Origin of the sequence: Neisseria sp. HMSC15G01, assembly GCF_001808255.1 — a bacterium.
GTDB lineage: Bacteria > Pseudomonadota > Gammaproteobacteria > Burkholderiales > Neisseriaceae > Neisseria > Neisseria subflava_A.
Genome location: NZ_KV792670.1, coordinates 83,734 through 109,962, shown reverse-complemented (window position 1 = coordinate 109,962; position 26,229 = coordinate 83,734). Strand labels below are relative to the sequence as shown.

Sequence of the window (26,229 nt, the reverse complement as noted above, 5' to 3'; positions counted from 1 at the left end):
GCATAGCTTCAAAGAAGTCAAAAACAGTTATAATGCGCTCCATGAAACTGATTACCTCTGCTCAAAACGAACAGCTCAAACATTTATTCCGTCTTTTGACGCAGGCCAAAGCAAGGCGCGAAAGCGGTGAAACCGTATTGGAAGGCGTACATCTGCTGCAAACTTATTTGCAAAGCGGCGGTACGCCCAAACAGGTTTACCTGCCTGAAAAGAAACAGCAACATCCTGAAATTCAAGAAATTACGGCGCAGTTGGACGAGGGATTGATTACTTGGGTCGGTAACGAAGCGCTGTCTAAAATCACCAGTCTGACCGATGCCGATGATGTGATGACTTGGATTGATATTCCGAAACAGGCAGGCTTGCCTTCAGACGGCGATTGCGTGGTATTAGAGCGGGTACAAGACCCCGGTAATGCAGGGACGATTTTGCGCAGCGCGGCGGCGGCCGGAGTCAAGCAAATCGTGTGCAGCAATGATTCCGTGGATATCTGGTCGCCCAAAGTGTTGCGGGCGGGAATGGGCGCGCATTTTCTGCTGTCTATTTTCAGTCGGGTGGAATTATCCGCTTGGATGGAAACGTATCAGCATCCAATTTGGGCAACAGCTTTGGGTGGCCGCAATATCGGTTTGTATGAAATGAACCTCAACCAACCTTGCGCTTGGGTGTTTGGCAACGAAGGCAGCGGCGTGAGTGAAACGACGAAAGAGAAGGCTGAAGCCTGTGTCAAAATCCCCATGTTGGGGCAAACCGAATCCTTGAATGTCGCGATGGCGGCAACGGTTTGTCTGTTTGAACAAATGCGGCAACGTATCCATGCCCAGGCCGTCTGAAAACCATAATACGATTTTATTTTAAGGAACGAAAATGCAAATACTGACTTTTGATGAAGCGGCACGCAGCCGATTGATGGAATTGCTGGATGCCAAATCCGAAGCCCACAACACCATGCGTTGTGATGAAGTGCAGGGTTTTATGATGGCTTTGTTGAGCGGTCCGGATGCTTTGAATCCGACCAACTGGCTGCCTGAAATTTTGGGTGAAGAATCCTTGTTTGATGCCAAAGAGCGTACCGAAATCGAGCGTTTGGTCATGGCAATGGCCGCCGATATGCGCATGAAGCTTAATGAGAAAATCCTGCCTGATTTGTGGTTTTATGAAGACGAAGCCGGCAATCCGGATTTCTACACATGGTGTAACGCCTACCTTTACGCACTGGATATTGTGCCTACCGATTGGTTTGAGGCAGTCGATCAGGAAGAGTTTGAAGATTTGTTCTATCCGATTATGGCTTTGGGCGGCATCTATGACGATGAGGAAAACGGCGAAGTCATCTTGCATCTGAATGAAAAAGAGCTGACCCAGTTGGAATCTGATTTGCCGCACGTCCTGCTGGATATTTACTGGTATTGGCAGGCCATCATCAATAAACCGCAAACCGTCCGCCGCGAAGGCGAAAAAGTGGGTCGCAACGATCCTTGCCCATGTGGCAGCGGTAAAAAATACAAAGCCTGCTGCGGCAAATAAGAAAAATAAATAGTGAAATGAAAAGGCCGTCTGAATACTTGAAATTCAGACGGCCTTTAATGTTTTGTCTTAGAACAATGAGGCCAACCAAACAAACAGAATGGTCAGCGCAATGGTCAATGCGCAGCCGATTTTGGCCACAGTACCGATGATGAAGCCGATAAACGTACCGATACCGACTTTGCCTGCCTGCCAAGTGTCTTTGCGTGCGATAAATTCGCCGATGGCCGCACCGGTCAAAGGGCCGAGCAACAAGCCGGGAATGGAGAAGAATGCGCCGACGATGCCGCCGATAAACGCGCCCCAAACCGCGGTTTTACTTGCTCCGGTATATTTTGCCCCCAATGCCCCTGCCACATAGTCCATCGCAGTGCCGAATACGGCAACGATGGCCAAAAATGTCAGCGTACCCGAGCCAAACACTTGATAATCGCCGGCATAACCCAACAGCCATGCACCACCAAACATCAAACCTAATCCGGGCAAGGCAGGGTAAATCGTGCCTAAAATGCCGACAACAATGGCGATCAAGCCGAGAACGATGAGAACAGCAGTCATGAGGTTCCTTTTGAATTTAAGAGTGTAATAACGGCAGTATTATGGGCACATTTTGTTATATTTTCATGAGAGATTGTGCAATAAAATGAAAAATTATCCAGAGGAGCGCTCAATTAAAATCGATGAATAAATACCTAAGCGAATTATTGTGAATCACGATCCGAATGATTGAATAAATTTCTATTCAAATATAAAAGCAGGCCTACCAATACGGCCAAGTACACTGCAACCCAATACGCATCTGTATAACCAATAGCCTTTGCCAGACGTAGGGCGGAGAAACCGGCCGCGTAACTGCCGAGCAGGACGACAGAAAATTGCAGGCTGCTGTCGAGTGCAGCGGTGGCGCGGTCGGATTTGTCCATCACCAACGCTAGTATCACCGGCAGCAGTAGCGTGTAGCTCAGGCTCAGGGCGATGATTTGCGCGGGGGGCAGCCAAGGGTGGACGCGTGCGAGCGTATCGATGGCGGTCATGGATGCCAAAAGCGGCAGTTGCAGCACGTAGAGTAGGAACACGAGTTTGCGGCGTGAATAATTGCGCGAAAACCAGCCCGACAGCGGCGTAACGATCAGGCAGGCAACAGGAATGCCCACCGCCAGAATCCCGCCCGTCTGCTTCGGGTTGAAGCCCAAATCCGCCAGCTTGGGCACAAAGGTTGCCGCCATAAACGCATACGGTACGGCAACGGCAAACAGCAAAACCAGCCACCGCCAGCCCGTTTCAGGTTGCTGCCAAAAAGAAACCAGCCGCGTTGCCAACGCCGTCCAACTGCCTTGCGCCGTCGGACTTCCCGGCTCGCGGTAGTACAAGAGTTGCAGCAACATCAGCAGGCTGAACGCCAGCATAAAGCCGGCCGCCGCCGTCTGTCCGTATTCCTGATACAGCCACAACACCAGCGCGCCGCCGATTATCTTGCCGCCGCGTGCCGCCATCGTTTGAATCACGCCGCCGAAACCGCGTTCGCGGTGCGGCAGGACGATGCACGACAAACCCAGCATCGCGCAGCCGTACACCGCCGACATGGCCGAGAGCAAAACGCAGCAGGCCAGAAGTAGCGGGAAATTCTGCGTGATGTCGGTGCAGGCCATCAGCCCGAATACTGCCGAAAGCCCCAGTGTCGCCGTCAGCAGCCAGCCGCGAAACCGCCCGAACCGCCCCGCCGGCCGCTGCTCCATCAGTGCGGCAAACAATACTTTCGCTGCTTCGATACTGCCGATTAAATGAATCCAGCTCAGTTGGTTCAGGCTGTAACCGTGATTTTTCAAAATAGCGATCAGCGCGACCAGATAAAAACCGGTTAGCGTGAATTTGTAAGTGCTGCCGCCGATAAGCAGCAGCCAGTCGCGTGAGTTTGGGGAAGTCTGATTGTCGGACATCACATGATTCTTTTGAAGATAAGGCAAATAAAGGGACAAGGCCGTCTGAACATATTGGGTGGCAATACTTGATTTGTATTTAAATAGGTTTAGTATCTTTTCAGACGGCCTTCAACGCTTCTTCTGCGCGAAGCAGGGCGGTTGTTTCATCTGCTTCGACGATGTAGTTCACGCCCAGCGCGGGGCCGAGTTTGGACGATTGTTCGCGGAAGAACGCCAGTTGCGCCGCGTCGGGTTCGATGAGGAGCATGGCGGCGCAGCGTTCGGCGAGTTGCGGCCGGTGTGCCTTTATCCATTCGATGTAGGTTTTGCGGTCGGCAATGCGCTGTTCGTCGCTTACCTGCCGTCGCATGGGGGTGCAGACGGTGGCGAAGCGGCGGTTTTGGTTTAACAGGGTTTCGAATTCGGCCAGCCAGTCGGAAAAGTCGGCGACGTGGGTCAGGTCGGTCAGGTAGATGGTGCCTTCGGGCAGGGTTTTGGCGGGGGTGAAGTAGTGCATCGGATTCCTTTGGGTGTTGGGAAGCAGGGTAGGTTAATAGTTGGGCATTTATGCTTGGCTTTTTATTTAGACTTCTTGTGCCGTCATTCCCGCGCAGGCGGGAATCCAGAATGGAGACTCGAAGGCACTTCTTTATCCGATAAGTTTCTGTGCGGATAGGTCTGGATTCCCGCCTGCGCGGGGGTAGCGAAGCAGACTTGCGTAAGCTAATGACGATAATCGGTTGTTACGGCTGTTTCAGACGACCTTCGTTATTCCAGTCACCGTAGGTAGAGCATTGATGCCCGACCTACGATTGTTTCAGACGGCCTCCATCATTTCAGCCCCGCCTAAAACTTCCATTCCGCGCTCACGCCCACGCTTCTGGGGCGTTGGTAGAGTGCGTCTTGGCGGTCGGCGCTAGAAATGAATATGGGTCGGCGGCGGTTGAACACGTTGTCGGCGTAGAGCGAGATGCGGCCTTGTTTGAAGTTGTAGGCGGTGTAGAGGTTGACTTGGTTGTATGCGCCGATTTTGCCTGATTCGGCATTGTCGGCGGCGGAGTAGTAGCCGCCGTAGAAGCGCACGTCGCCGCCGGCTTCCCAGCCTTTGTCGTTCAGGTATTTCACGCCGATGTTGGCGGTGTATTTGGGCGCACGGCCGAGTTTGTTGCCTTCGATGCCACTGTCGGGATAGCTTTTGATTTTGGTGTTGAGCAGCCCCAGTCCGGTGGTGAGTTTCAGGCTGTCGGTCGCCTGCCAGTCGGCGGCAAGTTCCGCGCCGTAGGTATGGACTTTTTTGGCGTTGCGGATGACGACGGAGTTGGTGCCGAGATAGAAGGGGAGCTGCATGTCGCGGTAGTGGTTCAGGAACAGGTTGCCGGTGAGTTGCAGGCGGTGGTCTGCGCTGCGCCAGCGGGTGTACCACTCGTAGTTGTTCACATATTCGGGTTCATAAGTGTAGGTTACGACAGGGCGGCCGAAAGTGATGCCCGCGCCGCCCGGATTGTAGCCGCGCGCGGCTTTGATGCCGCTGACCCATTGGTCGGTGGGTTTGAAAGCGATGTCGATTTTGGGCAGGAACACGGTCTGGCCTTTGTCTAAATCAAGGTGCAGCGCGCCGCTGCCGCCGCTTCGTTTGTGCGTTTCTTTTTCAAGGCGGGCGGCGGCCGTGATGTCCCATTTTTCGCTGGGGCTGTATGTGGTTTCGGCAAACAGGGCGCGCACGCTGTTGCGGTCGTCAAAGGTGTTGCGGCCGCCGACGCTGCGGATATCTACCCATTCGTCTTGTTTGCTGCGGAAGTAGTGCAGTCCGGCAAGGCCTTTCAGACGACCTTTGTTGGAAAAATGCAATACCGGCTCCCATTGCAGTTCGCGGCCTTTGAGTTCGGCGGGCACGCCTTGCGGGCTGACGGTCATCGGCAGGTGCAGCCGCTCGTTGTGGTAGCGGCCGTAAATCAGTTTGTTTTCCAGTTTCAGATAGTCGTTAAGCTGCCACGATACGTCCCAGATGCCCGATGTCGAGCCGGTTACGAACACGGGCTTTTCTTTTAAAAAGCGGCGGCTGGCGGTGTTGCCCATGATTTCGTTTTGCGGCGCGCGCGAACGGATGTGGTTCAGCGTCAGGCGGCTGTAAAAATCGGGATGGTTTTCGGGCGTGAGCAGGAGTTTGAAGCGCACGTTGGTGTTTTCCACGCGGCGCGGGTTGCCGGTCGGCTCATAGGACACGAACGGTTCGTAGCTTTCGCGTTGCTGCCGCTCCGCGCTCAAGCGGAAGGCAAGGTTGTTTTTCACAATCGGGCCGGACACTACGCCGGCAACATTACGCGTTTTTTGGTTGCCCAAACCCAAGCGCAGCGCGCCTTCCCATTCGTCGGTCGGGTCTTTGGAACGCATCACCACCGCGCCCGCCACCGCGTTCTGCCCGCGCACATGGCTTTGCGGCCCGCGCAAGACTTCCACCTGCTGCATGTCCCACAGCGACTGCGTGCCGAAGGCGAATTCATTGTAAGTGGCGGAGCGGCCGTCTATGGAGAGGTTCAGGCGCGGCCGCGTGCCCGCGAAAAACGCCACCGCGCCGACGGCGGGACCGGAGCCGTCCACACCGCGCACGGTCGGCAAATCGTTGCCGCTGCCCAAGTCCACCGTGTTTACGGTCTGTTTCAGCAGGTCGGTCGCGGAAAGGTTGTGGCCGCTGCGGTCGATGTTCGGCGTGGTGAAGACGCGGTTGGACGTGGCGGTTTCAAAGCCGCTGCGGTTGGTGCGTTCGCCGGTTACGACGACTTCTTCCAACTGCACCTGTTCCGCATCTTGCGCCGCATCGGCGGCATAAATCCATTCGGAGGCGAAAGCGGCAGCAATCAATAGGGGGAGGCGGCGGAGGGTGTGTTTCTGCATTTCCTTATCCTTTCAGACGGCATACGTCGGGGTGGATTGAACATCAGGTAATCCAATTGCTCCGTCAGTATGCAAATATTTGTGTTTACACATTTACATAAAACAAACTATTAATGTAAAGTATAAGAAATAAGAAACAGGAATGCAAGTGTTTATCATTCACTTTGTTTCCCCTCTTATCGTGAATTGTCCAAAAAAATCCCTCTCCTATTTGGGGAAGAAGGTTGGAGGAGGAAAATTATGTAATCTTCATGAATTTAGCCTGCTAAGCATTCGACAGCCTCTATCAGTAGGGCAGTGAAGGAATAAGGAAAGAGGCCGTCTGAAACGCCGCCGTATTGCCATTGCCGCCGTGGGGAAATATGATGAGTATCCGACTTGCGGATAACTTTAATGAAAACCCTTTATGAACAAAATCAAAATCTTCTTACCGTCATGACTGCCAGCAAACAACAAACCATCGCCGACACCGCCCGCCGCCTGTTCCGCGAACATGGCTTTTCCGCCGTATCCGTAGGCAGCATCTGCGCTGAGGCCGACGTCAGCCGCGTCACTTTTTACAAATATTACAGCGGTAAAAACGCACTCTTGCAGGCAATAGTTACCGAGCAGAAAAACCGCGTCCGTGCCGAATTTGAAAATCTGCTTGAACGGCAATGCAGCCTGCGCGAAGCCGCTGAGGCTGTGTTTGCCCTGCAAAAACAATCGTTTGAAGAACTTTATTCCGCCGCTTTCCTGCGCGACATTGAAGAGAACATCGATTTGGAGCTGGAGCGCTTTTTCCGCGAATTGAACGAAGAAAAATACGCCTTTATGCGCGGATTCTTCCATGCTCTGCAACAACGCCGCCTGATTCAGCCCGATTTGCCGGTGGAACTCATCGACCTGTTCATTCGTCAGGCGGATATATTGATGCGCCATCCTCAACTGACCGCGCTTTATGCCGCCGCGCCGCAAAAGCTGCCGCAAGACGTATTGGGATTGCTGCTGCACGGTTTGTCAGGGAAAGAATAGATAAAAAAGAATAGAAAAATTTTAAATATGAATATTCGGACGGCCTTTCGGTAAATAGCTACCGAAAGGCCGTCTGAATGTCTAAACGCGTTTACATACCGCAGGTTTTGGGTTTATTTGCCAAAATATTGATGACTTTGCGTTCGGCTTTTTGCGGTTCGATTTTGATTTCGCTTTCGTCTTCTTCGCTGCCGTCGGAGAAACGTTCCGGCATTTTTTCGCTGTCAAACGCCAAGTCGCCGCCGTGTTTCAGGTTTTGACCGCGTTCCAAGCCGACAAAGTCGAAGAGTTCGGTATCGACTAAATGTGATGGAACGACGTTTTGCAGGGCGGAGAACATGGACTCGATACGGCCGGGGAAGCGTTTGTCCCAATCGCGCAGCATGTCGCCGATAACTTGGCGTTGCAGGTTGGGCTGGGAGCCGCAGAGGTTGCATGGGATAATTGGGAATTGCTTCAGCTCGGCGTATTTGATCAAGTCCTTCTCTTTGACATACGCCAGAGGACGGATGACGATATGTTCGCCGTTGTCGCTCACCAGTTTGGGCGGCATGGCTTTGAGTTTGCCGCCGTAAAACATATTCAGGAACATGGTGGCGAGGATGTCGTCGCGGTGGTGTCCCAAGGCGATTTTGGTGCAGCCCAATTCTTTTGCAGTGCGATAGAGAATACCGCGGCGCAAACGGCTGCACAGCGAACAAGTCGTTTTGCCTTCGTCCAACACGCGTTTAACGGTGGAGTAGGTGTCTTCTTCAACGATTTTGTAGGGAACGCCGATACTTTCGAGATAGGTCGGCAATACTTCTTCAGGGAAGCCCGGCTGTTTTTGGTCGAGATTGACGGCGACCAGTTCGAAATCAATCGGCGCACTGGCTTGAAGCTGGCGCAGAATATCTAAAAGGGCGTAGCTGTCTTTGCCGACGGAGAGGCAGACCATGATTTTGTCGCCCGGTTCGATCATATTGAAATCGTTAATGGCATCGCCGACGGCGTGGCGCAGGCGTTTGCTGAGTTTGTTGTTTTCTAATTCTTGCTTGGTTTTTTTGGACATGGCTGTTTGTGCTTTGAAATAATAGAAAAATTTAAGGGCGGTATTGTACCTCAAAAGAATAAAGGCCGTCTGAAAAACTGCGCTTGCTTGGTTGAAGCGGCGTTTTCAGACGGCCTGATATTTGTGCTTTATTTGATTTGAAGGGCGGTAATTTTGATTTCAACCTTCCAGTCTGGTGAAGCCAGTTTCGCTTCCACGCAGGCGCGGGCCGGAGCGCGCTCAGGGGCTGTCCATGCGTCCCAGGCTTCATTCATAGCGGCGTAGTCGTTCATATCGGGCAGATAGATGGTAGCTTCTAAAATGTGGGCTTTGTCGGATTGGCATTGTGCGAGCCATGAATCGATTTGCGCCAAAACGTTTTCAGTTTGTGCTTTGGCGTCGGCTTCAGGATTTTCGGGAACCATGCCAGAGAGGAAAACCAAGCCGTTGGCTACGACGGCTTCCGAATAGCGTTTGCTTGTGCCAAGATAGCGGATGTCCATGTTGTCTCCTGATTTCAAAAAGAAGGTATGGTAACATTGCAGTTGTTTACGTTCCACATTTAAGAGGGGCCGTCTGAAAAGGGTGGCGGAAAACAACCATGAGTAAAGCAGAATATCCGGTTACGCAGGCAGTGCGCTTTTTACGCAGTAAGAAAATTGATTTTGTCCCTTATGTTTATGCGTATGAAGAACATGGCGGTACGGCGCGTTTTGCCGAATGTACGGGCAAGCCCGAGCATCAGGTCATCAAAACGATCGTTTTGCAGGATGAGCATAAAAAAGGCTTGGTTGTGTTAATGCACGGCGACAAACATATTTCTACCCGCAATCTGGCGTGCGAACTGGGCTTGAAACACATCGTGCCGGCAACGGCAGATCAGGCGGCGAAATGGACAGGATATTTGGTTGGCGGTACGTCGCCGTTCGGTATGAAAACCGCATTGCCGGTTTATGTGGAAGAAAGCATTTGGGCTTTGGACGAGATTTTTATCAATGGCGGCAAACGTGGGTTTATCGTAGGCATGAAGCCTGAAAACCTGCGGACGCTCAATCCGAAAGATGTTCATGTTGCAGTCGATTCATAAAGGATAGGAATACAGATGGAACAATTAAATTTATACGAAATCTTGGGTGTATCTCAGGATGCTGATATCAGCGTTATCCGCGAGGCTTACGGTAAATTGGTTGCCAATCCGGATATTCAGAAAGATGCGGAGCGTTTCAAAGCCATCGGACAGGCGTTTGAAGTATTGTCTCATCCGGAAAAACGTCTGGCTTATGATGCGGCGATGCAGTACGAGCGTCAGGAAGTCAAAGAAAACAGCTTCAATGATACGGCGGCCAATCATACGGCAAACTATAATACAGGGAACAATAATACGGGGGGCAATATGGTCAATACGTCCAAATCCGAAGTGAAAAACTATGTTTTTATTGCCTATGTGACATATGCCTTGGGCTTGTTTATTTGGTTTACACCCGTCGTCGGTGTGATTTTGGCGTTTATCAAACGCGATGAAGCGCAAGGCAGCATTTACGCCAGCCATATTGATTATCTGATTAAGACATTTTGGGTGTCTTTGATTGGTATGGTTTTAGGGATGCTGACCATACTTATCTTAATCGGTTGGCTGATTTTGGCGGCAACCGGTGTTTGGCTCATTTATCGTGTAGTCGTCGGATTGATTAAACTGAATGAAGATAAGCCTGTTTCTAATCAAGGATGGTTCTAAAGCATGACATATTTATTGGCAAGTATCGTTTGCAGCGTGTTGGTTTCAGTACTGCTGAAAGTGGCGCGCAAGCAAAAAATCAATATCGAGCAAGCGGTGGCGGTGAACTACATCGTTGCCATCACTTTGACCATGCTGGTGTTAAAGCCTGATTTGAGTAATCCGCAGGTATTTTTACCGACTTGGTGGCTTTTTGCGGCATTGGGCATTTTGCTGCCAAGCGTGTTTGTCATTATGGGCAAATCGGTAGATGCGGCAGGTATCGTCAAATCGGATGCGGCGCAACGCTTATCGCTGTTTCTGCCGATTGTCGCTTCATTCACGCTTTTCCATGAGCAGTTGACCGAAGGCCGTCTGATAGGTTTGGTATTGGCATTTACGGCACTGTTTTTCTTGCTTTGGAAAAGCGATGGCGGCAAGAAATCCGGTGGCTTCAGCACGCAAGTAATGCTGCTTTTGGGCGTTTGGTGCGGCTACGGCGTCATCGATATTTTATTCAAACAAGTGGCAAAAAGCGGTACCGCGTTTGCCGGCAATTTGCTGGTGGCGTTTTGTTTGGCCGGCATCTTGATGTTTGGCTACCTGTTTGCCAAAGGAAGCAAATGGACCAAAGAGGGCATAGTAGGCGGTATGATTTTGGGCTGTCTGAACTTTTTGAATATTGTTACCTACATTTCTGCACACCAAATCATGAAGGATAATCCGACTTTGGTGTTTGCGGGTATGAATATTGGTGTGATTGTTTTGGGTACGCTGATTGGTGCGGCAAAATTTAAGGAAAAAATCAGCAGCATTAATGCAGCCGGTATTAGCATTGCTATTTGCTCGATAGCCTGCCTGTTTTACTGGCCGCAGATTCGCAGCTTACTGGGTTAAAAATACTCAGGCCGTCTGAAAGTTTTCAGACGGCCTTATTTTTATTATAAAATAGCCATTTATGCGCCGATTTGTCCGTATGGAAATTAATTTGCGCTTACGGGCGTTTCTATGTTAAACAAAGAAGTTGAACTCACACAATAATATCGATAGTTACATCATGAAACATATTAAAAAACACATTCAATGCGCCGTTCTCGGCATGCTGGTATTGTCCGGCTGTCAATCGTATCAGGAAGATCAAAGCCGCCGCAGCAAAATGGCTCAATTCGCGCTTAACCATCCCGTAGCTGCTCAAGTTATCGGCATGGAAGACGAAGGCTTAATCAATATGACCAGTAATGCCACACGCTTTGCCGAGCGTACAGGTTTGGACGACAAAGCAAACGGCGACAGTAGGGGAACACAGGTCAATGCCGTACGCCAAGCATTATGGCAGGCGGGGATTGCTTCCAAATTCGACAGCATTATTGCAGAAAAAGCAGGTAATGCGCGTCTGACGGATATGGAATTGCGTGAAGGTAAAGATGACTACTTCAGCCGCTACCTTGCCGACCAAGCGGTTGATCAGCGCAACAACCGTATCGGCCGCAGTATCGGCAGTGCCAAGCCTGACAGCGATATGAAAACGCTAGCGGCAAGCATTTTGTTCTACTACAACAAAGTAGGCTTATGGACGGCTTCCGAAGTGAAAAACCGTTGGCACATCAAACAGGAAAAACTTTCAGACGGCCAGTATGCCGAGGCATTGAAAAATATCGCCCAATTGGATCAAAACGGCATGACCGAACAGGAACGTAGCGGTTATAAAACCGATACGCTCAGCGAAATCAAGCGTTCGGTTAAGGCCATGCGTCAAGTCGAAGACTGATTTTAAGACTTCATCATTTAAAGGCAATTATTATGAATTTCCCTCCGCGTTATGTCTCAAACACCCGTATGCGCCGTATGCGTAAAGACGATTTTTCACGTCGCCTGATGCGCGAGCATACTTTGACAGCAGATGATTTGATCTATCCGGTTTTTGTATTGGAAGGCCAAAATCAGGAAGAGGCGGTCCCATCCATGCCGGGTGTCAAACGCCAAAGTTTGGACAAATTATTGTTTACCGCTGAAGAAGCACTGAAGCTCGGTATTCCTATGCTGGCTTTGTTTCCTGTGGTAACGCAAAATAAAACCGAGTTTGCGGAGGAGGCTTATAACCCTGAAGGCTTGGTGCCGACAGTGGTACGAACCCTGCGCGAGAAATTCCCAGAGTTGGGTATCATGACCGACGTTGCCTTGGACCCCTATACCATTCACGGCCAAGACGGTTTAACCGATGAAAATGGCTATGTCCTCAACGATGAAACCATTGAAGTTTTGGTAAAACAGGCTTTGTGTCATGCTGATGCGGGCGCACAAGTCATTGCCCCGTCAGACATGATGGACGGACGTATTCTTGCCATCCGTGAAGCCTTAGAAGATGCTGGACATATCCATACGCGCATTATGGCGTATTCGGCAAAATATGCTTCAGCGTTCTATGGCCCGTTCCGCGATGCCGTCGGCAGCTCCGGCAATTTGGGTAAGGCAGACAAGAAAACCTACCAAATGGACCCTGCAAACACTAATGAAGCCTTGCACGAAGTAGCATTGGATATTCAAGAGGGCGCAGACATGGTCATGGTAAAACCGGGTCTGCCATATTTGGATGTCGTCCGTCGAGTCAAAGACGAGTTCGGCGTACCGACTTATGCTTACCAAGTTTCCGGCGAATATGCCATGCTTCAGGCTGCCATTCAAAACGGCTGGTTGGATGGTGAAAAAACCATTTTGGAGAGCCTGTTGTCATTCAAACGCGCCGGCGCTGATGGTATTTTGACTTACTATGCGATTGAAGCGGCAAAATTGTTGAAGAAGTAAAATAAAGAAATAAATCAAAAAGCGGCAAACAGTGTTTATCCTGTTTAGCCGCTTTTTTATATTACTTAAGATTGGCTCAATAGGGCCTGACTAAGGTTTATTTTTTGAAAATCTAAAGAGTTTTGCATAAATAAAGGCCGTCTGAAAAACAGTTACCTGATTTTTCAGGCGGCCTTATATGATTTAAACCTTAGTGGTGGCTGCAACCGCCGTGGGTTTCACGCAAAGCTTCGGCTGCTTGTTCGTCTGCGTGGTAGCTGGAGCGAACCATTGCGCCGATGGCGGCATTAGTAAAGCCCAATTCGTATGCTTCTTTTTCAAAAACTTTGAATTGGTCGGGCGTTACATAGCGCAAGACGGGCAGGTGGCCGTCTGAAGGTTGCAGATATTGGCCGATGGTAATCATCTCGATATTGTTGGCACGCATATCGCGCATGATTTCGCGCACGTCCTCGTCTGTTTCGCCCAAGCCGACCATGATGCCAGATTTGGTCGGGATATGGGGCATCATTTCTTTGTAGCGACGCAAAAGCTCGAGGGAGTGTTGGTAGTTGGCACCCGGACGGGCTTTTTTATACAGGCTTGGATGGGTTTCTAAGTTGTGGTTCATCACGTCGGGCGGTGTTTCTGCCAAGATTTCCAGTGCGATGTCCAAACGGCCGCGGAAATCGGGAACAAGGATTTCGATTTTGGTATTCGGGCTGGTTTCGCGGATGGCTTTGATGCAGTCGGCGAAGTGTTGGGCGCCGCCATCACGCAGGTCGTCACGGTCGACGGAAGTAATCACGACATAGCGCAGGTTCATGGCTTTGACGGATTCTGCCAAATGTTTAGGCTCGTCAGGATCCAGCATATTCGGGCGGCCATGGCCAACGTCGCAGAATGGGCAGCGGCGGGTACAAATATCGCCCATGATCATGAATGTGGCCGTACCCTTGGTAAAGCATTCGCTGATATTGGGACAAGATGCTTCTTCGCACACGGTATGCATTTTTTGTTCGCGAAGAATGTTTTTGATTTCAAAGAATTTCTTGCCCGGTAATTTGGCGCGGATCCATTCGGGCTTTTTCAATTTTTGTTCCAATGGAACAACTTTAATCGGAATGCGTGCAGTTTTATCTGCGCCTTTCAGTTTGATGCCGCGTTTTGGGTCGTTTTTTACTTCTTCACTCATGGTGATGTGTTCTTTCTGTCGTTATAAAGGCCGTCTGAAAAGCTGATTGCGGCCTTTATGGCCTAAGGGCTTGTGGGTTCAGAGGGGCTGTTAAAGGATGGCGTTGGGGCTGAATATTTTCAGACGGCCTTATGCCAGCTCTTTTTGTAAATGCTTGGTCATTTTGTCTGCAACTTCTGCCAAACTGGGTGCCGGAGAGACATAGTCGGCAATTTGGGTCATTTCCATACCAGCATAACCGCAGGGGTTGATATGGGTAAACGGACTTAAATCCATGTTCACATTGAGAGCCAAGCCGTGGTAAACGGAGCCGTCTTTGATACGCAGGCCCAGGGAAGCGATTTTACGCTCGCCGACATAAACGCCGGGACGCTTGGGGTCGGCGGCTGCTTCGATGCCGTATTCTGCCAAAGTGGCGATGATGCTGTTTTCAAGTGCGGAAACGATATGGCGGACGCTGGTTTTACGGCGTTTGAAATTAATCATCGTATAGACGACCAATTGGCCGGGGCCGTGATAGGTAATTTGACCTCCTCTGTCAATTTGGACAACGGGAATATCGTCGCGGATGAGGAGGTGTTCGGGCTTGCCGGCCAAGCCTTGGGTAAATACGGGTGGATGTTCGACCACCCATAATTCGTCTTCGGTGTTTTCGTCACGCGAGGCATTAAATGCCTTCATGGCTTCGAAAGTCGGCAGGTAATCGACCAAGCCTTTGTGCACGATTTTCATTACAGCACCACTTTTACCAATTCGTGTGAAGTCAGGTCGCGGTAGATATTGTCGAGCTGCTCTTGGTTGTCGACATTTACTTTGACGGTTGCGCCGGTGTAGTTGCCTTTGCTGCTTGGGCGCGTAGTAATGTGGTGCGGCTCGGTATCGGGAGCATGTTTGCGCACAGTTTCCAAGATGGCGGATTCAAATTCCGGATGAACCGCGCCCATGACTTTTACAGGGAAGGTGCAAGGGAATTCAATCAGTGATTTTTTTTCAGTTGAGTCTGTCATGGTTTACTGCCTTGTTTGGTTTGCTTGGGCCGTCTGAAAAGTTTTCAGACGGCCCGAAATCCGATATATTTTATCGTAAACGTCCATATCGGGCTATTAAAAATGATGTTTTTGAAAATAGGTGCGGATAAGCTGTTTTCAAGTCTTGAAATGGAGCGCTTCAGCCCAATTTTGAGCTACATTCTGATTTAACAATGATTGAGATTATTAACTATGCCGACAAAAGACAAATATTTCGAGGAATACAGTGCGCTGGCTACCTTGCCTTTACGCGATGTCGTGGTGTATCCGCATATGGTATTGCCGCTGTTCGTCGGTCGTCCTAAATCGATTGCAGCCCTTGAGGCGGCAATGGCCAATGATGATCCGGTTTTTCTGTTGGCCCAGCTTGACCCTAATACAGAAGACCCTAAAGCTGAAGACTTGCACCAAACTGGCACAGTCGCCCAAGTTTTGCAGGTTTTGAAACTGCCTGACGGTACCGTTAAAGTATTGGTAGAAGGTATCCGTCGTGCGCGCGCATTGACGGTTGACGAAACAGGCGGACTGTTTTTATCCCATGTTGAGGCGATTGATGAAAACAGCGACAAGGACAATCCCGAAATTGAAGCCTTGCGTCGTACCTTGCTGACTCAATTTGAGCAATATGCGAAATTGAACAAAAAAATCCCTGCTGAAGTTATCAGTACCATCAGTAGTATCGATGACAACAGCCGTCTTGCCGATACCATTGCCGCGCATTTGCAGCTGAAATTAGAGCAGCGTCAATATGTACTGGAGACTGCCGGCATTGTTGATCGTTTGGAATTTCTGCTGGCGCAGTTGGAAGCCGAACTCGACATCATGCAAGTCGAGAAGCGCATCCGTGGCCGTGTAAAACGTCAAATGGAAAAATCCCAACGTGAGTATTACTTGAATGAGCAAGTAAAAGCGATTCAGAAAGAATTGGGCGAAGAAGACGAGCGCGACGAGCTGGATGCGCTGGAAAACAAAATCAAAGAAGCAGGCATGAGCAAAGAGGCTGAAGAAAAATGTCTGTCTGAATTGAAAAAACTGAAAATGATGCCGCCGATGTCTGCGGAATCTACTGTCGTGCGCAACTATATTGATACTTTGCTTGAGCTGCCGTGGAAGAAAAAATCCCGTGTCAGCAAAGATATTGCCAAGGCTGATTTGATTTTGAATGCCGACCACTATGGTTTGGAAAAAGTCAAAGAGCGCATTTTGGAATATTTGGCTGTTCAAAAACGTATGGACAAGCTCAAAGGCCCGATTTTGTGTCTGGTTGGTCCTCCGGGGGTGGGTAAAACTTCCTTGGGTGAGTCGATTGCCAAAGCCACAGGCCGACAATATGTGCGTATGGCGTTGGGCGGCGTGCGTGATGAAAGCGAAATCCGAGGCCACCGCCGTACCTATATCGGCTCTATGCCAGGCAAAATCCTGCAAAACATGGCGAAAGCGGGTGTGAAAAATCCATTGTTCCTGCTGGATGAAATCGACAAGATGGGCAGCGATTTCCGTGGCGATCCGGCCAGTGCATTGCTTGAGGTGCTGGATCCTGAGCAAAACAACAAGTTTGCCGACCACTATGCCGAAGTCGATTATGATTTGAGCGATGTGATGTTTATTGCCACTTCAAACAGCTTGAATATCCCGACTCCGCTGCTTGACCGTATGGAAATCATCCGTCTGTCCGGTTATACAGAAGACGAAAAAATCAATATCGCCATGCAATACCTTGTGCCGAAACAAATGAAGCGCAATGGTGTGAAAGAAGGCGAGTTGGTGGTTGATGAAAGTGCGGTGCGCGATATTATCCGTTACTACACCCGCGAGGCCGGTGTCCGCTCGTTGGATCGCGAAATTGCCAAAATCTGCCGCAAAGTAGTGATGCAGGTTACTTTGAATGAGGACAAGAAAAAAGCGTCCAAATCCAAAACAGTAAGCAAGGCCAAGCCTAAAGCGATTAAAGTTACTGAGAAAAATCTGCATGACTATCTGGGCGTGCGCCGTTTCGACTATGGTGTGGCCGAAAGCGAAAATCGCATCGGTCAGGTAACCGGTCTGGCTTGGACCGAAGTCGGTGGCGAGTTGTTGACCGTTGAGGCGGTTGCCTTGCCGGGCAAAGGTACGATTCAATGTACCGGCCAACTGGGCGATGTCATGAAAGAATCGGTATCGGCCGCATGGTCGGTTGTCCGTTCACGTGCTGAATCAGTGGGTCTGGCTCCTGATTTTTACGAGAAGAAAGACATTCACGTCCATGTACCTGAAGGTGCGACGCCGAAAGACGGTCCGAGTGCAGGTATCGCCATGACTTTGGCGATGGTTTCTGCCTTTACCAAAATTCCGGTGCGTGCAGACGTGGCGATGACCGGCGAAATCACTTTGCGTGGCGAAGTCTTGCCGATTGGCGGTTTGAAGGAAAAACTGCTGGCTGCTTTGCGTGGCGGGATCAAGCATGTATTGATTCCAAAAGACAACGTCAAAGATTTGGAAGAAATCCCTGAAAATGTCAAAACCGGTCTGACCATTCATCCGGTCAAATGGATTGATGAAGTGTTGGCTTTGGGTTTGGAAACTCAGCCTGAGCAATGGGCGGCTGAATTGGCGGTTGACGAAACTCCGCAAACTTCTAAGACGAAGTCAAGAACAAAAGCAACCAAGCATTAAGTTGGCCGTCTGATGTTGCAAAAAATGTGGTTTTGCCCTGAATGCCACAAAAATAGGGCAATTCCACATCTTTTACTTGACATGATAATTTCAGAATTGCTATAAAGTGCGTATGTGCTTTAAAAGTGCTTAAGCCCCGAGTATTCGGGCATTTCATCATTTTTTACGATAGGAAGGGACTAATTGTGAACAAGTCTGAATTGATCGAAGCAATTGCTCAAGAAGCCGGCATTTCCAAATCTGCTGCGCAAAAAGCTTTGGATGCTACTACTAATGCCGTAACCAACGCGTTGAAAAACGGCGACACTGTTACTCTGGTCGGTTTCGGTACTTTCTACGTCGGCGAACGCGCCGAACGTCAAGGCCGCAACCCAAAAACTGGCGAGCCTTTGACTATTGCTGCTGCTAAAACTCCTAAATTCCGTGCCGGTAAAGCATTGAAAGACGCTCTGTAATTTAGAGTCTTTCCCTGAATGGGAATAAAAAACCGATTTGATTCGGTTTTTTATTTTGAAGGCCGTCTGAAAGTTTTCAGACGGCCTTTGGTTTGTTGAGTGTATAAAAAGGCTGAAATCCTAATGATAAAAGGATTTCAGCCTTTTTAGTTTATCTTGTTACATTTGATTTTTATATTGATATACCTTATCATTAAGGGAAACAATAACAGTATTCAAAACAAACCGCACTTATCGAAAGAAGGGGCAAATAGCCATTCGTAAACAATCTTTCAAATGTGCTACACATTCATCATACTTCTCACGTTTTTTCAATAATCTATTTTTAAAACAAAAAGAAAAGAGAGACTTATGTCTGCTGTTCCTTTGTCGCGCCTGAAAAAAGGCGCAGTCGTACATATTGATTCCATTGCTCCCAATCCTGTTTTTGGTGATTTGGATACCTTGGTAACCCGTCGTCTTGCAGATTTGGGTTTTTCCAGCGGAATGCCGTTGCAAGTGATTGCAGTGGGTGGTTTTGGGAGAGGCCCGTTTGCGGTACGTTTGGGTAACCAATCTCAATTTTCCCTGCGTTCGGAAGAGGCCGGGAAGATTATGTGTCGTATCGTTGAGGCCGTTTAAGGCCGTCTGAAAGAATAAGGAAAAATGATGGAACTAAGCTATTTTGCCTTGATTGGCGCGCCAAACTGCGGCAAAACCGTTTTGTTCAACGGTTTGACCGGCTCACATGCCAAGGTTGCCAATTATCCGGGCGTAACTGTCGATAAGCGCGAGGGCGCCTTCCTCGACGACGAGGCCGTCCGCATTATCGACCTGCCGGGCACATACAGCCTACGCACGACCAGCCCCGACGAAGCGGTGGCGAAAGATGTAATGGTAGGCAAGATGGGCATTCCGCCCGATGCCATTATTGCCGTTGCCGACGCGACCAACCTGCGTATGACCCTGCGCATGATTTTGGAACTGAAAACGCTGGGACTGCCTATGGTGGTGTCGCTGAATTTGAGCGACGTGGCCCGCAAAAGGGGCTTGAATATCGACGCGGCCAAACTGAGCGAGTTGTTGGATGCACCTGTTTTGGAAACAGTTGCAGTGAGCGCGTCGGGTGTACAGGCTGTACGCGAAGCCGTGGCGAAGCTGCCGCGCAAACGCTCTTTCCCCGCAAACCCCGCCTCTGCCGAACGCACGCTCGATGCGCTGGATAGCGACAAACTTTATCAAGAAGTCGAATCGATTTTGGCACAAGTGGTACGCACCCAGATGACGCTGCCCGCATGGCACAAAAAACTCGACGACATCGTGCTGCACCCCGTCTGGGGCATGATTATGCTGCTGGTCATCCTGTTTATGGTGTTCCAAGCGGTTTACACATGGGCGGCGCCGATTATGGACGCCATCGAAGGTGGCTTTACCGCGCTGGGCGAATGGATAGGCGCCAACATGGAGCCGGGCATCCTCAACGATTTGCTGGTCAACGGCGTCATTGCCGGTTTGGGCAGCGTGTTGGTGTTCCTGCCTCAGATTACGATTTTGTTTGCCTTTATCCTGCTATTGGAAGACTCAGGCTATCTGCCGCGTGCAGCCTTCCTGCTGGATAACATCATGGCAAAAAGCGGTTTGTCCGGCCGTTCGTTTATTCCCCTTTTGTCCAGCTTTGCCTGTGCCGTTCCTGCCGTGATGTCGGCGCGTACCATTAACGACCCGCGCGAACGCCTTGTTACCATCGCGGTTGCGCCGTTGCTGACTTGTTCCGCACGTTTGCCGGTGTATGCGCTGATTATCGCCGCTGTTATTCCTGACCGTACAGTGGGTGGGATTTTCAACCTGCAAGGCCTGACATTGTTTATTCTTTATATCGTAGGCATTCTGTCGGCCGCATTGGCAGCGTATATCATGAAACGCTTGGCGCGGATGAAAGGCAATGTGCAACAATTCCCACTTTTGATGGAATTGCCGACTTTCCGTACGCCTAACTTCAAACACATCATGACCAGCTTGTGGGATAGGGTAAAAGCCTTCCTGAAACGCGCGGGTACCATCATTTTTGCGTTGGCCGTGGTTCTGTGGGGCTTGGTAAGCTGGCCGCAACCGCCTGAAGGCGCAACCGGTGCCGCCATCGATTACAGCTTGGCAGGTACGCTTGGTCATGCTATTCAGCCGTTTTTTGCACCTTTGGGTTTTACTTGGGAAATGTGTATCGCCATGATTCCGGGTATTGCCGCGCGCGAAGTGGTCGTTGCCGCATTGGGTACCGTTTATGCCGTCAGCGCGTCGTCTGAAGATGCCGTACAAAACGCATTAATTCCCATCATACACAACAACTGGGGCTTGCCGACCGCCTTTGCCTTCTTGGCTTGGTATGTGTATGCTCCGATGTGTGCCGCGACTTTGACCGTGATTAGACGCGAAACCAAATCCACGAAAAATATGCTTATGATTACAGGCTATTTGTTCCTGATGGCTTATTTTGCCGCATTTGTGGTTTACCAACTTTCTTCAAGGATACTATCGTCATGACTCAATATATTATCGTCGGCTTGATTATGCTCGCCTGCGTATTCTTCCTCTTGCGAAAATTCGTGTTCAAACCGAAAAAACGCGACTGCAGCAGTGGCTGCGGCAAATGCGGTGGTTGCGGTTAAATATTGATAACCAGAAAGAAGAAAGGTCGTCTGAAAAGAGGTTTCAGACGACCTTTTTAACGCAAACCGTTATAATAACGCCCCATCCATTTATACAATACATTCATTCCATAAAGTCATGAAAACCCTGCTCCAACTCCAAAGCGCTGCACAAAATTTCGCCGACCACTATAAAAACCAAACCGACGAACGCCGTGAAAAAGACACTTTTTGGAATGAATTTTTTGCGATTTTCGGCATTGATCGCAAAAACGTCGTCCACTTCGAATATGCCGTTAAAGACCCGAGCAACAACACCCAATTTGTCGATGTCTTTTGGGAAGGCATCTTCCTGGCAGAACACAAATCCGCCAACAAAAACCTAGCCAAAGCCAAAGAACAGGCGGAGCGTTATTTGCAGGAAATCGAGCGCACCAAGCCGTCTGCCTTACCTGAATATTACGCCGTCAGCGATTTTGCCCATTTCCACCTTTATCGTCGCGATCCTAAAGAAGGCGTAGAAAACCAATGGCAATTCCCGTTGGAAGAATTGCCCGAATACATTACGCGCGGCGTTTTCGACTTTATGTTCGGCATCGAAGCCAAAGTCCGCCAAATTCAAGAAGAAGCCAATATTCAAGCGGCGACGGCCATTGGCAGACTGCACGATGCCTTGCAGGAAGAGGGCATTTACGAAGAACACGAACTCAGGCTCTTCATCACGCGCCTGCTTTTCCTCTTTTTTGCCGACGACAGCGCCGTTTTCCAGCGCAACTACCTCTTTCAAGACTTTTTAGAAAGCTGCAAAGAGGCCGATATGCTTGGCGACAAGCTCAATCAACTCTTTGAATTCCTCAACACACCCGACCAAAAGCGCAGCAAGACCCAAAGCGAAAAATTTAAAGGTTTCGAATACGTCAACGGCGGCCTTTTCAAAGAACGCCTGCGCACTTTCGACTTCACCGACAAGCAGCACCACGCCTTAATCGACTGCGGTAATTTCGACTGGCGCAACATCAGTCCAGAAATCTTCGGCACGCTCTTCCAATCCGTCATGGACGCACAAGAGCGGCGCGAAGCAGGCGCACACTACACCGAAGCCGCCAACATCGACAAAGTCATCAACGGCCTTTTTTTAGAAAACCTGCGCGCCGAATTTGAAGCCGTCAAAGCCCTCAAACGCGACAAAGCCAAAAAACTCGCCGCCTTCTACCAAAAAATCCAAAACCTGCAGTTCCTAGACCCGGCCTGCGGCTGTGGCAATTTCCTTATCGTTGCCTACGACCGCATCCGCGCCCTTGAAGACGACATCATCGCCGAAGCGCTCAAAGACAAAGCAGGCGGCTTATTCGACAGCCCGTCCGTCCAATGCCGTCTGAAACAATTCCACGGCATCGAAATAGACGAATTTGCCGTCCTTATCGCCCGTACCGCCATGTGGCTCAAAAACCACCAATGCAACATCCGCACGCAAATCCGCTTCGACGGCGAAGTCGCCTGCCATACGCTGCCGCTCGAAGACGCCGCCGAAATCATCCACGCCAACAGCCTCCGCACACCTTGGCAGGCGGCAGACTACATCTTCGGCAATCCGCCCTTTATCGGCTCGACCTACCAAACTAAAGAGCAGAAAAACGACCTCGAAAGCATTTGCGGCCATATCAAAGGCTACGGCCTGTTGGATTACGTCTGCAACTGGTATGTCAAAGCCGCCGGCATCATGGCGCAGAATTCCCAAGTTCAGACGGCATTTGTCTCCACCAATTCCATCTGCCAAGGCCAGCAGGTCGAAATCCTCTGGGGCAGCCTTTTGAACCAAGGCATCGAAATCAACTTTGCCCACCGTACCTTCCAATGGACGAGCCAAGCCGCAGGCAAAGCCGCCGTCCATTGCATCATCGTCGGCTTTAGCCGCAAACCGCAAACGTCGTCTGAAAACGGCGGCGCAAACGCTTCGGCAAATCCCGCTCTGCCCAAATACCTCTACGACTATCCCGACATCAAAGGTGAACCCCAAAAACACGCCGTAGCCAACATCAATCCTTATCTGATTGATGCGCCCGATTTGATTATTGCCAAGCGCAAAACCCAAATCAGCGGAGAAATTGAAATGGTTAGTGGAGGCAAGCCTACCGAAGGCGGCAACCTTATCCTTTCCACCGATGAAAAAGAAGCCTTGATTGCTACCGAACCATTGGCGGCAAACTACATCCGTGCCTTCTCGATGGGTAACGAATTCCTTAATGGTATCGAACGTTGGTGCATTTGGTTTAACGGCGTACCTGATGTCAAACGCAACCACGACCTGAAACAGATGCCTCAAGTCCAAGCCCGTATTCAGGCAGTCAAAGCCATGCGTGAGGCTAGTAAAGATAAGCAAACTCAAAAAGATGCTATGACTCCTTGGCTTTTCCAGCAATTACGCAATATTTCAGACGGCAATTATCTTGCCATCCCTAAAGTATCTTCTGAAAATCGCCGTTTCATTCCCATCGGCTATTTGGATTCCCAAACTATTGCCGGAGATAAGCTATTCATGTTACCTAATGCCACTCTTTACCACTTTGGCATTCTCTGCTCCACCATGCATAATGCCTTTATGCGTACTGTTTCAGGCCGTCTGAAAAGCGATTACAGCTATTCCAGTTTAATTGTGTACAACAACTTTCCCTTCCCAGAAAGCTGCCGTAAACCCAACGATGACGAAACTGCCTGTCAGGAAGCTTCGGGCAAAAAAGGCGAAACGCCAAGGCCGTCTGAAAACAATCCCCTCCGTTCCGCCATCGAAGCTGCCGCCCAAGCCATCCTTGACACTCGCGAGAAATACCGTGCCGATGCGCTTGCTAACGATCTGCCTCCCCCTACGCTCGCCGAACTTTATGCGTCCGACGCAGGCTATCCCGACCTCGTCAAAGCACACGCCACCCTCGACAAAGCAGTAGATAAAGCCTACGGCTACAAAAAAGGCAAAAACACTGACGATGAGGCAGAACGCGTCACCTTTCTGTTTGACCTATACCGAAAGGCAATAGAAAGCCAAAATACCAAGCCGCCCAAAAAATCCAAATAAAGGCAAACGGCAAATCCGGCTTGGTTTATAACCAAACCTGATTCGCCGGAAATATCGGTTTTTCCCCATCTCATTACTTCACAACCAAAAGGCCGTCTGAAAACCAAATTCCGGTTTTCAGACGGCCTCAATCATTCAAAATTTTCAACAAACCTTTATTTCAACGCTTCCAGCAGCTTTCCGTGTATTCCGCCGAAACCGCCATTGCTCATGACCAAAATATGGTCGCCTGCTTCGGCATTTTTCACGATTTCGGCAACAAAGGCATCGAAGTCTTTGCCCACATGCAGCTTGCCGCCTAAAGGTGCGAGGGCTTCGGCGACGTCCCAGTCCACGCCGCCGGCGTAGCAGAATACTTGGTCTGCATCGTTTAAGCTTGCGGGCAGGGCGGCTTTCATGGTGCCGAGCTTCATGGTGTTGGAACGTGGCTCGAGGACGGCGAGGATGCGTGCGTTACCGACGCGCTGACGTAAGCCTTCGATGGTGGTTTCGATGGCGGTCGGATGGTGGGCAAAGTCGTCGTAAACAGTGATGCCGTTTACTGTACCTTTGATTTCCATACGGCGTTTGACGTTTTTAAATGCACTCAAAGCTTCGCAGGCCGTCTGAATATCGACTCCGGCATGACGCGCGGCAGAGATAACGGCGAGGGCGTTCATGCGGTTGTGTTCGCCCATCAGTTCCCAAGCGACGTGTCCGACCGTTTCGCCGTGATGGCGTACATCAAACGAGCCGTCGGCATGGACGGTACCAACCTGCCAGCCTTGTTCGGTACCGAATTTCTCTACGGGCGTCCAGCAGCCTTTGTCTAGAGTATCTTGCAGGCTTTGCTGCTGGCCGTTGCAGACGATGAGGCCTTCAGACGGCACGGTGCGTACCAAATGATGGAATTGGGTTTGAATGGCGCCCAAATCGGCAAAAATATCGGCGTGATCAAATTCCAGATTGTTCAAAATGGCGGTACGCGGACGGTAATGTACGAATTTGGAGCGTTTGTCAAAAAAGGCGGTATCGTATTCGTCGGCTTCGATAACGAAAAACGGCGATTTGCTGTTCGGGTCTTGGCGCGGCGTTTGCGGCAGGCGGGCGGAAACGCTGAAGTTTTCCGGTACGCCGCCGATGAGGAAGCCCGGTGCAAGGCCGGCATATTCTAAGACCCATGCCAGCATGGAGGCTGTGGTCGTTTTGCCGTGTGTTCCTGCCACGCCGAGTACCCAGTGCCGGTGCAATACGTTTTCAGCCAGCCATTGTGGGCCGGAAGTATAAGGCAGACCTTTGTTCAAAATGGCTTCAATCACATCCATGCCGCGTTTGGCAACATTACCGATAACGTAAATATCGGCTTTAAATTCGTCCAATTGAGCGGCATCAAAGCCTTCGTGTACGTCAATGCCCAAGGCTTCGAGCTGGGTACTCATCGGCGGATACATCTTGGCGTCGCAACCGCTGACTTTAAAACCTGCTTCTTTGGCAATAGCCGCTACGCCGCCCATAAATGTACCGCCGATACCGATAATGTGGATGTGTTTCATGATAAGACCGTTTTGGGAATGAATTAATTTTAAAGCCGTCATTATAACGGAGTTTGGATAAAGAAAGGGGTCGTCTGAAAAGTTAGGCAACAATAAGAATAGGAAAAAAACACGAGGAATTTGATTTTAAAAGGAGGGCATTGAGGTTTTGCAAGTATGGGATTGGGTAAGCACTACTTTGGAAAGAGTTATTTGATACGGTAAAGTCGTTTACGAAGGTCAGGTGAAGCATTGCCTCGAACTCCTCCATGCTTGATAGCGTGAGGTTTTCGATAATAGGTTTACTTGGATAGACTTTAGAAAATGGGGGCGTATTCAATTAATGCCGTCTGAAAAATAAGTCCTGAGCAAACCACGCTACGACTTATTTTCAGACGGCATTTGTATTCTGTATTTTGCGATTTCTATTAAAGCGCTGCTTCCGAGCGTTCACCGGTACGGATACGGATAGCTTCTTCAACCGGATAAATGAAGATTTTACCGTCACCAATTTTGCCGGAATGCGCGGTTTCTAAAATGGCATCCACAGCCTGATCGACTTTATCGTCAGCCAATACTAATTCGATTTTTACTTTAGGCAGAAAATCGACTGCGTATTCTGCGCCACGATAAATTTCCGTATGGCCTTTTTGGCGGCCGAAACCTTTGACTTCGCTGACAGTCATGCCGGTAATGCCGATTTCAGTCAGGATTTCGCGTACATCGTCGAGTTTGAAAGGTTTGATAATAGCTTCGATTTTTTTCATATTAAGTCTCCTTGTTTGCAAAAAGGCCGTCTGAAACATTCAGACGGCCTTTG

25 protein-coding genes are annotated in these 26,229 nt (G+C 49.9%); 14 read left to right on the top strand and 11 right to left on the bottom strand.

Features of this window, described 5'->3' with window-relative positions; all coding sequences use genetic code 11:
* Positions 1-41 precede the first annotated feature (41 nt).
* Both HMPREF3139_RS04250 and HMPREF3139_RS04245 read left to right on the top strand, forming a co-directional pair.
* The gene (locus HMPREF3139_RS04250) at positions 42-833 is read left to right on the top strand and encodes a TrmH family RNA methyltransferase (protein ID WP_070460928.1); all 792 of its coding nucleotides are present in this window, start codon (positions 42-44) and stop codon (positions 831-833) included.
* Between the two features lie 34 nt (positions 834-867).
* Positions 868-1,527, top strand: a complete 660-nt coding sequence (locus tag HMPREF3139_RS04245) for a YecA family protein (RefSeq protein ID WP_049348483.1) — start codon at positions 868-870, stop codon at positions 1,525-1,527.
* A gap of 69 nt (positions 1,528-1,596) precedes the next feature.
* On the opposite strand, the gene HMPREF3139_RS04240 is transcribed toward HMPREF3139_RS04245, so the two are convergent.
* The 4 genes from HMPREF3139_RS04240 to HMPREF3139_RS04225 all read right to left on the bottom strand — a co-directional run bounded on the left by HMPREF3139_RS04240 (position 1,597) and on the right by HMPREF3139_RS04225 (position 6,338).
* Entirely contained in the window at positions 1,597-2,085 is a 489-nt protein-coding gene (locus HMPREF3139_RS04240) for a DUF456 domain-containing protein (protein WP_049333782.1), read from the bottom strand.
* Positions 2,086-2,228: 143 nt separating this feature from the next.
* Entirely contained in the window at positions 2,229-3,464 is a 1,236-nt protein-coding gene (locus HMPREF3139_RS04235; RefSeq protein WP_070460773.1) for an MFS transporter, read from the bottom strand.
* A 100-nt stretch (positions 3,465-3,564) separates the two neighbouring features.
* Positions 3,565-3,963, bottom strand: a complete 399-nt coding sequence (locus tag HMPREF3139_RS04230; RefSeq protein WP_070460771.1) for an extensin — start codon at positions 3,961-3,963, stop codon at positions 3,565-3,567.
* Between the two features lie 329 nt (positions 3,964-4,292).
* Positions 4,293-6,338 carry a TonB-dependent receptor gene (locus HMPREF3139_RS04225; protein WP_070460769.1) on the bottom strand — a complete coding sequence of 682 codons (2,046 nt, stop codon included), beginning with the start codon at positions 6,336-6,338 and terminating at the stop codon, positions 4,293-4,295.
* A 393-nt stretch (positions 6,339-6,731) separates the two neighbouring features.
* Here HMPREF3139_RS04225 and HMPREF3139_RS04220 point away from each other — a divergent pair, with 393 nt between their 5' ends.
* Entirely contained in the window at positions 6,732-7,352 is a 621-nt protein-coding gene (locus tag HMPREF3139_RS04220) for a TetR/AcrR family transcriptional regulator (protein ID WP_070460767.1), read from the top strand.
* A 91-nt stretch (positions 7,353-7,443) separates the two neighbouring features.
* Here the strand turns inward: HMPREF3139_RS04220 and ttcA are convergent, their stop codons facing one another.
* Positions 7,444-8,403, bottom strand: a complete 960-nt coding sequence (gene ttcA, locus HMPREF3139_RS04215) for a tRNA 2-thiocytidine(32) synthetase TtcA (protein WP_070460927.1) — start codon at positions 8,401-8,403, stop codon at positions 7,444-7,446.
* Between the two features lie 128 nt (positions 8,404-8,531).
* Positions 8,532-8,885: a RidA family protein gene (locus HMPREF3139_RS04210; RefSeq protein WP_049349838.1), complete on the bottom strand. Its 354-nt coding sequence runs from the start codon at positions 8,883-8,885 to the stop codon at positions 8,532-8,534.
* A 98-nt stretch (positions 8,886-8,983) separates the two neighbouring features.
* Here HMPREF3139_RS04210 and HMPREF3139_RS04205 point away from each other — a divergent pair, with 98 nt between their 5' ends.
* The 5 genes from HMPREF3139_RS04205 (at position 8,984) to hemB (ending at position 12,898) form a co-directional block, all read left to right on the top strand.
* Complete coding sequence (locus tag HMPREF3139_RS04205; RefSeq protein ID WP_070460765.1) at positions 8,984-9,469, top strand: YbaK/EbsC family protein; 486 nt, start codon at positions 8,984-8,986, stop codon at positions 9,467-9,469.
* A gap of 15 nt (positions 9,470-9,484) precedes the next feature.
* Positions 9,485-10,117, top strand: a complete 633-nt coding sequence (locus HMPREF3139_RS04200; RefSeq protein ID WP_070460763.1) for a DnaJ domain-containing protein — start codon at positions 9,485-9,487, stop codon at positions 10,115-10,117.
* 3 nt (positions 10,118-10,120) lie between these two features.
* Positions 10,121-10,993 (top strand): hypothetical protein, encoded by an 873-nt coding sequence (locus HMPREF3139_RS04195; RefSeq protein ID WP_070460762.1) that lies wholly within the window; start codon positions 10,121-10,123, stop codon positions 10,991-10,993.
* Between the two features lie 160 nt (positions 10,994-11,153).
* Positions 11,154-11,864, top strand: a complete 711-nt coding sequence (locus tag HMPREF3139_RS04190) for a DUF6973 domain-containing protein (RefSeq protein ID WP_070460760.1) — start codon at positions 11,154-11,156, stop codon at positions 11,862-11,864.
* Between the two features lie 32 nt (positions 11,865-11,896).
* Positions 11,897-12,898 carry a porphobilinogen synthase gene (hemB, locus tag HMPREF3139_RS04185; protein ID WP_070460758.1) on the top strand — a complete coding sequence of 334 codons (1,002 nt, stop codon included), beginning with the start codon at positions 11,897-11,899 and terminating at the stop codon, positions 12,896-12,898.
* Positions 12,899-13,088: 190 nt separating this feature from the next.
* Here hemB and lipA read toward each other — a convergent pair whose 3' ends face one another.
* The 3 genes from lipA to HMPREF3139_RS04170 all read right to left on the bottom strand — a co-directional run bounded on the left by lipA (position 13,089) and on the right by HMPREF3139_RS04170 (position 15,079).
* On the bottom strand, positions 13,089-14,072 hold the full coding sequence (gene lipA, locus HMPREF3139_RS04180) for a lipoyl synthase (RefSeq protein WP_070460755.1): 984 nt from the start codon (positions 14,070-14,072) through the stop codon (positions 13,089-13,091).
* Positions 14,073-14,201: 129 nt separating this feature from the next.
* Entirely contained in the window at positions 14,202-14,804 is a 603-nt protein-coding gene (gene lipB / locus HMPREF3139_RS04175; RefSeq protein WP_070460752.1) for a lipoyl(octanoyl) transferase LipB, read from the bottom strand.
* Complete coding sequence (locus HMPREF3139_RS04170) at positions 14,804-15,079, bottom strand: HP0495 family protein (RefSeq protein ID WP_070460750.1); 276 nt, start codon at positions 15,077-15,079, stop codon at positions 14,804-14,806. Before HMPREF3139_RS04170 ends, lipB begins: the two co-directional genes overlap by 1 nt.
* A 213-nt stretch (positions 15,080-15,292) precedes the next feature.
* Between HMPREF3139_RS04170 and lon the strand changes: the two genes are divergently transcribed.
* The 6 genes from lon to HMPREF3139_RS04145 all read left to right on the top strand — a co-directional run bounded on the left by lon (position 15,293) and on the right by HMPREF3139_RS04145 (position 23,898).
* Positions 15,293-17,752: an endopeptidase La gene (gene lon / locus HMPREF3139_RS04165; RefSeq protein WP_070460749.1), complete on the top strand. Its 2,460-nt coding sequence runs from the start codon at positions 15,293-15,295 to the stop codon at positions 17,750-17,752.
* Positions 17,753-17,937: 185 nt separating this feature from the next.
* The gene (locus tag HMPREF3139_RS04160; protein ID WP_003683413.1) at positions 17,938-18,207 is read left to right on the top strand and encodes an HU family DNA-binding protein; all 270 of its coding nucleotides are present in this window, start codon (positions 17,938-17,940) and stop codon (positions 18,205-18,207) included.
* 351 nt (positions 18,208-18,558) lie between these two features.
* Positions 18,559-18,828 carry a FeoA family protein gene (locus tag HMPREF3139_RS04155; protein ID WP_003746882.1) on the top strand — a complete coding sequence of 90 codons (270 nt, stop codon included), beginning with the start codon at positions 18,559-18,561 and terminating at the stop codon, positions 18,826-18,828.
* A 27-nt stretch (positions 18,829-18,855) separates the two neighbouring features.
* Entirely contained in the window at positions 18,856-20,724 is a 1,869-nt protein-coding gene (locus HMPREF3139_RS04150; protein WP_049323195.1) for a ferrous iron transporter B, read from the top strand.
* Entirely contained in the window at positions 20,721-20,849 is a 129-nt protein-coding gene (locus HMPREF3139_RS10530) for a FeoB-associated Cys-rich membrane protein (protein WP_003683546.1), read from the top strand. The genes HMPREF3139_RS04150 and HMPREF3139_RS10530 overlap by 4 nt, the downstream gene beginning before the upstream one ends.
* A gap of 118 nt (positions 20,850-20,967) precedes the next feature.
* Positions 20,968-23,898: a class I SAM-dependent DNA methyltransferase gene (locus HMPREF3139_RS04145; RefSeq protein ID WP_070460747.1), complete on the top strand. Its 2,931-nt coding sequence runs from the start codon at positions 20,968-20,970 to the stop codon at positions 23,896-23,898.
* A 155-nt stretch (positions 23,899-24,053) separates the two neighbouring features.
* Here HMPREF3139_RS04145 and mpl read toward each other — a convergent pair whose 3' ends face one another.
* Positions 24,054-25,430, bottom strand: a complete 1,377-nt coding sequence (gene mpl / locus HMPREF3139_RS04140) for a UDP-N-acetylmuramate:L-alanyl-gamma-D-glutamyl-meso-diaminopimelate ligase (RefSeq protein WP_070460746.1) — start codon at positions 25,428-25,430, stop codon at positions 24,054-24,056.
* A 407-nt stretch (positions 25,431-25,837) separates the two neighbouring features.
* Complete coding sequence (locus HMPREF3139_RS04135; RefSeq protein ID WP_003683576.1) at positions 25,838-26,176, bottom strand: P-II family nitrogen regulator; 339 nt, start codon at positions 26,174-26,176, stop codon at positions 25,838-25,840.
* Positions 26,177-26,229: the final 53 nt, after the last annotated feature.

Excerpts from the sequence above, each read along its gene's own strand:
- HMPREF3139_RS04250 (WP_070460928.1), top strand. The coding sequence starts at position 42 with ATGAAACTGATTACCTCTGCTCAAAACGAACAGCTCAAACATTTATTC.
- HMPREF3139_RS04245 (WP_049348483.1), top strand. The coding sequence starts at position 868 with ATGCAAATACTGACTTTTGATGAAGCGGCACGCAGCCGATTGATGGAA.
- HMPREF3139_RS04240 (WP_049333782.1), bottom strand. The coding sequence starts at position 2,085 with ATGACTGCTGTTCTCATCGTTCTCGGCTTGATCGCCATTGTTGTCGGC.
- HMPREF3139_RS04235 (WP_070460773.1), bottom strand. The coding sequence starts at position 3,464 with ATGTCCGACAATCAGACTTCCCCAAACTCACGCGACTGGCTGCTGCTT.
- HMPREF3139_RS04230 (WP_070460771.1), bottom strand. The coding sequence starts at position 3,963 with ATGCACTACTTCACCCCCGCCAAAACCCTGCCCGAAGGCACCATCTAC.
- HMPREF3139_RS04225 (WP_070460769.1), bottom strand. The coding sequence starts at position 6,338 with ATGCAGAAACACACCCTCCGCCGCCTCCCCCTATTGATTGCTGCCGCT.
- HMPREF3139_RS04220 (WP_070460767.1), top strand. The coding sequence starts at position 6,732 with ATGAAAACCCTTTATGAACAAAATCAAAATCTTCTTACCGTCATGACT.
- ttcA (WP_070460927.1), bottom strand. The coding sequence starts at position 8,403 with ATGTCCAAAAAAACCAAGCAAGAATTAGAAAACAACAAACTCAGCAAA.
- HMPREF3139_RS04210 (WP_049349838.1), bottom strand. The coding sequence starts at position 8,885 with ATGGACATCCGCTATCTTGGCACAAGCAAACGCTATTCGGAAGCCGTC.
- HMPREF3139_RS04205 (WP_070460765.1), top strand. The coding sequence starts at position 8,984 with ATGAGTAAAGCAGAATATCCGGTTACGCAGGCAGTGCGCTTTTTACGC.
- HMPREF3139_RS04200 (WP_070460763.1), top strand. The coding sequence starts at position 9,485 with ATGGAACAATTAAATTTATACGAAATCTTGGGTGTATCTCAGGATGCT.
- HMPREF3139_RS04195 (WP_070460762.1), top strand. The coding sequence starts at position 10,121 with ATGACATATTTATTGGCAAGTATCGTTTGCAGCGTGTTGGTTTCAGTA.
- HMPREF3139_RS04190 (WP_070460760.1), top strand. The coding sequence starts at position 11,154 with ATGAAACATATTAAAAAACACATTCAATGCGCCGTTCTCGGCATGCTG.
- hemB (WP_070460758.1), top strand. The coding sequence starts at position 11,897 with ATGAATTTCCCTCCGCGTTATGTCTCAAACACCCGTATGCGCCGTATG.
- lipA (WP_070460755.1), bottom strand. The coding sequence starts at position 14,072 with ATGAGTGAAGAAGTAAAAAACGACCCAAAACGCGGCATCAAACTGAAA.
- lipB (WP_070460752.1), bottom strand. The coding sequence starts at position 14,804 with ATGAAAATCGTGCACAAAGGCTTGGTCGATTACCTGCCGACTTTCGAA.
- HMPREF3139_RS04170 (WP_070460750.1), bottom strand. The coding sequence starts at position 15,079 with ATGACAGACTCAACTGAAAAAAAATCACTGATTGAATTCCCTTGCACC.
- lon (WP_070460749.1), top strand. The coding sequence starts at position 15,293 with ATGCCGACAAAAGACAAATATTTCGAGGAATACAGTGCGCTGGCTACC.
- HMPREF3139_RS04155 (WP_003746882.1), top strand. The coding sequence starts at position 18,559 with ATGTCTGCTGTTCCTTTGTCGCGCCTGAAAAAAGGCGCAGTCGTACAT.
- HMPREF3139_RS04150 (WP_049323195.1), top strand. The coding sequence starts at position 18,856 with ATGGAACTAAGCTATTTTGCCTTGATTGGCGCGCCAAACTGCGGCAAA.
- HMPREF3139_RS10530 (WP_003683546.1), top strand. The coding sequence starts at position 20,721 with ATGACTCAATATATTATCGTCGGCTTGATTATGCTCGCCTGCGTATTC.
- HMPREF3139_RS04145 (WP_070460747.1), top strand. The coding sequence starts at position 20,968 with ATGAAAACCCTGCTCCAACTCCAAAGCGCTGCACAAAATTTCGCCGAC.
- mpl (WP_070460746.1), bottom strand. The coding sequence starts at position 25,430 with ATGAAACACATCCACATTATCGGTATCGGCGGTACATTTATGGGCGGC.
- HMPREF3139_RS04135 (WP_003683576.1), bottom strand. The coding sequence starts at position 26,176 with ATGAAAAAAATCGAAGCTATTATCAAACCTTTCAAACTCGACGATGTA.